The sequence below is a fragment of the Mesobacillus boroniphilus JCM 21738 genome (assembly GCF_000517385.1).
Classification (GTDB): Bacteria; Bacillota; Bacilli; order Bacillales; family Cytobacillaceae; genus Mesobacillus; species Mesobacillus boroniphilus.
This window is the reverse complement of record NZ_BAUW01000144.1, coordinates 1-5874: the sequence shown is the minus strand read 5'-3', so window position 1 is coordinate 5874 and position 5874 is coordinate 1. Positions and strand designations below refer to the sequence as shown.

The 5874-nt window shown below is 42.3% G+C and carries 7 protein-coding genes and 1 pseudogene; all 8 read right to left on the bottom strand.

The annotated features are described in order from the left end of the window. Window positions 1-23: 23 nt before the first annotated feature. The 8 genes and pseudogenes from racE to srtD all read right to left on the bottom strand — a co-directional run bounded on the left by racE (window position 24) and on the right by srtD (window position 5716). Window positions 24-821: a glutamate racemase gene (gene racE, locus JCM21738_RS20705; RefSeq protein ID WP_031308340.1), complete on the bottom strand. Its 798-nt coding sequence runs from the start codon at window positions 819-821 to the stop codon at window positions 24-26. A gap of 9 nt (window positions 822-830) precedes the next feature. After that, window positions 831-1289, bottom strand: coding sequence for a MarR family winged helix-turn-helix transcriptional regulator (locus JCM21738_RS20700; RefSeq protein ID WP_023627088.1), 459 nt, complete (start codon window positions 1287-1289; stop codon window positions 831-833). A 182-nt stretch (window positions 1290-1471) separates the two neighbouring features. Further along, window positions 1472-1696, bottom strand: coding sequence for a spore germination transcription factor GerE (gene gerE / locus JCM21738_RS20695; protein ID WP_019154738.1), 225 nt, complete (start codon window positions 1694-1696; stop codon window positions 1472-1474). 331 nt (window positions 1697-2027) lie between these two features. Beyond that, complete coding sequence (locus tag JCM21738_RS20690) at window positions 2028-2495, bottom strand: acyl-CoA thioesterase (RefSeq protein ID WP_023627087.1); 468 nt, start codon at window positions 2493-2495, stop codon at window positions 2028-2030. 114 nt (window positions 2496-2609) lie between these two features. Then, window positions 2610-3260, bottom strand: coding sequence for an endonuclease/exonuclease/phosphatase family protein (locus tag JCM21738_RS22810; RefSeq protein WP_052019836.1), 651 nt, complete (start codon window positions 3258-3260; stop codon window positions 2610-2612). A 2-nt stretch (window positions 3261-3262) separates the two neighbouring features. Continuing rightward, window positions 3263-4678, bottom strand: a complete 1416-nt coding sequence (locus tag JCM21738_RS20685) for a DUF8508 domain-containing protein (protein ID WP_052019834.1) — start codon at window positions 4676-4678, stop codon at window positions 3263-3265. Next, window positions 4678-4908 (bottom strand): hypothetical protein, encoded by a 231-nt coding sequence (locus tag JCM21738_RS22805; RefSeq protein WP_052019833.1) that lies wholly within the window; start codon window positions 4906-4908, stop codon window positions 4678-4680. The genes JCM21738_RS20685 and JCM21738_RS22805 overlap by 1 nt, the downstream gene beginning before the upstream one ends. A 226-nt stretch (window positions 4909-5134) precedes the next feature. Beyond that, window positions 5135-5716 (bottom strand): annotated as a pseudogene (srtD, locus tag JCM21738_RS20680) (class D sortase, LPxTATN-specific). Between the last annotated feature and the right edge of the window lie 158 nt (window positions 5717-5874).

Here is a 5874-nt window from a genome sequence, read left to right as displayed (position 1 = left end):
GCTCTCCGTCTCCGGAAGCCCTATCAACCTAATTTAATTTTCTCAACATTTTCTATCGGCCTTTCCAGCCACTGGGATGCTATGGCGGAAAAAATCGTTCTGGAGCCTGTCATGTAATAGAAATGCTCCGGAAGATCTTCCCTGTCAGCAAACATGTCGTTATGGCCGAGAATCGTGCTTACCTCTCGGGCTGTTTCCTCGCCTGAACTGATCACCTTGACCTCAGGACCCATGACTTCCTTAATAAGCGGTTCGAGCAAAGGATAGTGGGTGCAGCCCAGGATCAATGTATCAAGTCCCTGCCCCTTTAATGGCTGCAGGGTTTCAGTCACTACCTTCTTCGCGACCCGTCCGTCGTATTCACCACTTTCTACAAGCGGCACGAATTTAGGGCAAGCGAGTGCTTCAATGGCAGTCTTCCGGTTGATGGATTTCAGCGCATGCTCATACGCTCGGCTTTTTACGGTTCCTTCGGTTCCGATAATGCCAATTTTATAATTGTCTGTTACCTTGATTGCTGTCCTCGCGCCCGGTTGGATGACGCCTAACACTGGAATGGATAATTCATTCCTTATTTCGTCAAGGACCACCGCAGTCGCTGTGTTGCACGCGATAACAAGCATTTTAATATTCTTTTCCAGGAGGAAACGGGTCATTTGCCAGGTGAATCTCTTCACTTCCTCAACAGGGCGAGGTCCGTATGGACAACGGGCCGTATCACCAACATAGATGATCTGTTCATACGGAAGTTGTCTCATGACTTCCTTGGCAACGGTTAACCCGCCTACTCCTGAATCAATGATTCCGATTGGTCGATTCAAAAACTCGCCTCATTCTCCACGCATTTCTTGATGTAATTTCGCTAATCCCTCTTTAAGAGATAATATTTCCTCACCTGAAAAATCCTTCAATACCTCTTGAAGGTACAACTGGCGTTTCTTGATCACTTCATCGATGATCCTTTCACCTTCATCCAGAAGATGGATGCGGACTACACGCCTGTCATTAGGATCCTTTACTCTTACAACGAGTTCGTTTTTCTCCATCCTGTCAACAAGATCCGTGGTGGTGCTGCATGCCAGGAACATTTTATTCGACAGTTCCCCGATCGTCATGTCCCCGTCTTCAAATAGCCATTGCAGGGCAATGAACTGGGGAGGAGTAATTGTGTAATTGCTAAGGAGTTCGCGCCCCTTCTGCTTTATGATCCCAGATATGTACCGCAGATCCTTTTCGATATCAGCAACCGTCTCCAGTCCCTGATTTTGTTCTACCCCTTCAAGTTTCATCCGTAACAACTCCTAAAAAATCTATTTCCGTAAAACTTGTTTCCAAGCCGATGATAATTTTATCCTATTGTCCTTATTTTCTACTTTTTTCGAGAAAATTTCAAGACAGAATTCCGTGTGGAGCCTGTTTTACCCCTTTAAACATCTTAACCGGCCCCCCCATCCAGGTTGGCCGGTCATGATTAAAGTTCTAGCTCTCCCATACGCAGGAGCTCTACAACAGCTTGGGAACGCCCCTTTACACCAAGCTTTTGCATGGCGTTTGAAATATGGTTCCGAACCGTTTTTTCGCTGATAAATAATTCACTAGCGATCTCTTTTGTTGTTTTGTCTTGAACTAACAGTTCGAAAACTTCTCTTTCGCGTTTAGTGAGTAATGGCTTGTGAGTATATTCATTTTCCTTCAAGTATTGTAACCCTCCTTGCCTTCGCCAGCTGTGAACTGCGGGGTGGGTATAAATTTAGTCAAAATATCATATGTGAAGGAAAGAAGTGTAGTGACAATAATTAAGGGACTTCATGCCAATTTTTATTAATGGAGTTTTTCGTAAAGATTGTTGTTAAAATCCTAAAGCCCATTTTACGTAATATATACCCATTTTACAGGTCGGTATTAAGTTTGCATGCTCTTTTCTCATAAGAAGCGTCAACTTTACGAAGGAATATGGTGATTCACTCCAATTTTGTATTCAATAGCAACAAAGTTTGAGAAAAGAGCCTTATTAATTAACACAAAACTTATTTAACGACTGATTTCTTGCTTTCTGAAAACAAGTTCCTCATATCCTCTGTCCAGGCTACTCCCTTGCCCGTTCTCTTGGAAATTTGAACGATCGTTCCTCTTCCAGTCAGGCATATCGAGCCATCTGCTTTTTTGGCCATGTAGTGAAGATCAACCGAGGAATTCCCAATCAAGTTGGCTTTCACATAAATTTTCAGGTCCTCATCAAAGAAAATCTGGCTTAAATAATCACATTGCAGATCAGCAACGACCGGAATCGTCTCATTCTCTGGTTTGACCCAATCCTGCATGAATCCCTGGCTCTTGAAATATTCAATCCTCGCCTGTTCGAAATATGTAAACGGAACTGTGTTATTTAAGTGCCCAAACATATCTGTTTCTGAAAATCGAACCTTCACCTGATAAAAAAATTCAAACTCCTCTTCCCAGCTTACAATCTCATTAATATACTCCATCTTTTTCATGTTGAAACCTCCCGTAAACTGAATGAACATTCATTCTTTTCCTTATTATAAATATATTTAGTCTTTTTGAAAACAAAAAAGAAGAGATTGGAAATTTCCAATCCCTCCTTAGATTTAGCTAGCCTTGTCATAACCACAGGCTTTACCTTTTTTATCATGCCCTAAATGCTTGCCATTATCTTCATTCTGCTTTTCTGGTCCGTTGCCGCTGAAATCCGGACACTGCCTCTGCCCATTATTCAAATGAATTTGCACCATTACAGGATCATGGTCACTTGCTCGTCCATGCTCTTCCATATACAAGGAGTTGATATTGATAATATCAGCCTCTGTTTGATCAGCGAGATGATTAGATACTAGGATATGATCCAACACCTGTGAATTGCCCTGGTAGTTGTAAGTGAACCTCTCGCCTTCCGGCAAAGTCTCAACCATATTAGTCAATTGCCCGTTTTCCAGAACCTCAATTGACTTGGAAAATTCGAAGTCATTCAAATCGCCCAGAACAACAACATTAGCCTTTGGATCTTCCTCATGTATGCCGGCAACAAAATCATTAAGCAATCTTGCAATCTCAATTCTTTGCACTTCGCTATCGAGTACAGGCGGCTGGGTAACCCCGAATAAAGGATCATCTCCGCCTTTTGAGTTAAAATGATTCGCAATGACAATTACTTCGTGGCCTTTGAAGACAAACTCTGCAGCCAATGGCTTTCTAGTATCATCGAAAATAGGATTCTGTGGATCAATTCTTCCTGGATTCAAGCTTAGGTCGCCATTTTCATAGGCAACAGCGTCTGTAGCTGTCCCTTTCGGAGCTTCTTTAAGCTGTACGCGTTCAGGATTATATAAATACCCAACCTGATGTTACCTCCTGGCGCACCACCATCCTGATTGTACTGAGGAGCAATGTCAGTCCAGCTGTATTCAGGTCCGCCTTGTGCAATAATTTCATCAATCAAAGCCTGGTAGCTTTGAGATGCATCTGAAGAGCCGCTGGCAGTCTGGCCATCATCATCCTGTACCTCTACCAGACCAATAATATCCGGCTTCTTCAAATTATTGATGATTGAAACTGCTATTCTAGCTGTCTTGGATTGATCAGTTTCGGCTGAAAAATTTTCAATGTTATAATTGGCAATCGTTAGTTTATTCTCTTTTTGTTCAAAAGTGGCATAATCCTCGATCATTTCTCTTTCAACTAACTCAGGAAGAGTTTCCTGGTCAACGAGGATTTTATAGTTGGAGAAGCTATAGCTAACAACACCTGTAACCAGGCCATTAAAATGGTCTCCTGCTTTAGCTACAAAGTCGCGATCAATGAGCAGGAACATTCTTTCAGGATTAGAGCTTTCCTCAGTCAGAAGGATGCCTCCTTGGGGGCTGTACACTTTTCCTTCCACCTTATTGGCGATGACCGGTACTTCGCCATACTTCTGAGGGCCAATTACCTGTGGGCTTTCTACTCCGATTCTCATTCCTTCGAGGCTTTCATAAAAATCGATGCCATCCTCCGCAGGATCAAATACAGCAAATTGGTCATTGTCGATTACCTGGGTTGGTGCAATACGGTCCTGACCAATGACAATCGGCTCAGGAAGCTCGACGCCTGAAGCAAGTTTTGTCACTTCAGTAGCATTGATCTCTGTCATTGCAAGGTCGGTTTCCAGCTTTTCTCTGTAACCATCCAATACCCATTCTTTCACAAGGCCATCGACTTCGACTTGATCACCTTCAGTCAGGCCGTGACTCTTTTTATATACATAGATTGCTTCGGATGTATTAGGATTGCCATCATCTTCAGGATTCTGCATGAAGAAAGCATTGTTTCCTTCAACTTTTGTTACAATACCCGCAACTTGAGCTATCAGCTGATCCTTATATGGAGAAGCGTGGCCATCACCCTGGATATCATGGATTTTCAAACCCGTGACTGCTGGCGGCTCTGGCTCGCCTGGCTCACCAGGTTCCCCTGGATTTTCGCCGCTGCCATCAGCGAACTGGATAGAAGTAGGAGATTTGAGGCCGGGAACAGTGAAATAGGCTTCAAGCAAACCTGTGACCTGTACCTTTTTTCCAACGATATCAGGATTAGTCTTTAATCCAAATTCACTTCTAAAGGTAGGTTTAATTTGTACCGGCAATAATTTTGCAGGATCGGTTTCCCCAGCAGTATCTGCCATTAAAAAATTATAATCGTCTCCAAATGGCGCTTCATAATTATATGATTGGTACCTTTTGCGTGCCCTACTATGTAACCTTCAATTGTAGCTGTTCCTCTATTATTCTCGATTGCCTGCTGGACAGTCATAACGGTTTCAGCGGATGCTTGACCAGAAAACGGTATCGCATAGCTTACTAGTAAAATAACTGCTGTCAGCCAGGAAAAAATTTTACGCTTTATATTCCCCATGTATATTCCTCCTATAATTTTGTCGGAATTCATAGTCTTCCGCCAAGTGAAATATAACATGGATAATTACGCCTTTTCATGAAGTGAATGTAAGTTTTTTGTTAAATACAGAAAAATGAATCTATAGTATGAAAGCGTTTTCTAAGGAGGCGAGCTTATTTACTAGTGAAAAAGAAAATCAAGCTAGGACTATTGGTCCTGGCTTACTTTTCACAGTATTTCTGATTCAATGATCATCCGATGTCCTTTTCGCATAAATAATATACCGGTCGGGGGCATCACCTACATAGCTGAATGGATAGCATGTTGTCAAAACGAGCTCTTCTTCGGAATTCTGGAGGGTTATGATACTGGTATCATCTGCGCTGACAATTTTCGTGCCGGTTATCTCGTATGTATAATCACCATAAGGCATTTTCATCGTCAATTGATCGCCAATCACCAAATCTCCTGCCTTGCGAAAGACTGTATCACGATGGCCAGAAAGGACGATTTATCCATTCTCCTCAGGATAATATGAGCCTTTATAGTGGCCAACTCCTTTCTCAAGGTCGTCAGCATCCGTTCCTTCTACTATTGCCAATTCCGCATTGATTTTTGGAATTACCAGCAATCCAGAAGCTTCTCCCGTTTCGGGCTTAAATTCTTCCTTTTTTACCTTCGGTTTATTTTCCTCGACCAGCTCTTTTGCTGCTTCAACGGAAATCTGCTCCTGGTGTTCAATGTCCCATAACTGAAACAACCCAATCCCCAGGATAACTACACCACTAACAACAATCCCAATCGCCAATATCTTTGTAAGTTTCATATACCGCTCCCATTTATGCCTTTAGTAAAGTATACCAAGGGAACCACCCTGTAAAAAAGTACTATTTTAGCCGTAAAAGAAAAACCTCCCTTTCGAAAAGAAAAGGAGGTTGCTTTTGTAAAATTAAATATAAACTTTAAACACTCAGATTAGTGTCC